Annotated in this window: 1 pseudogene; it reads right to left on the bottom strand. The window is 44.0% G+C overall.

From position 1 onward, the window contains the following. Positions 1–291: pseudogene (locus LI241_RS15635) on the bottom strand (replication initiation factor domain-containing protein); the annotation flags it as partial.

Here is a 291-nt window from a genome sequence, read left to right as displayed (position 1 = left end):
GTTTCGTGTCATACTGGATATAGGGGATAAGGTCGGTGCGGTTTATCCTCTGTAAATGGGCGGTTAATTTACTGGAAAGGGAATTGCTGTATCTTGCCTTATCAAGCATAGTTCCTACTTTTTCCAGTCCACCTAATGCGTCATGTTCTTCCAAGAAATAAAAACTTTTGACAGCGGAAATCACGCCACCCTCTGTGAGCCATTGCTGTGTTTCCTCAAGGGAATTATGCTGTTTGGGTACTTGCAGTTTTAAGACTTCCACAGCCCCTAAAAAGCGTTCCCAAAACCGAC

Origin of the sequence: Longicatena sp. 210702-DFI.1.196 (genome assembly GCF_020563125.1) — a bacterium.
In the GTDB taxonomy this organism is placed as follows: Bacteria; Bacillota_I; Bacilli_A; order Erysipelotrichales; family Erysipelotrichaceae; genus Longicatena; species Longicatena caecimuris.
The sequence above is the reverse complement of the archived record's forward strand: the minus strand, read 5'-3'. Positions and strand labels throughout refer to the sequence as shown.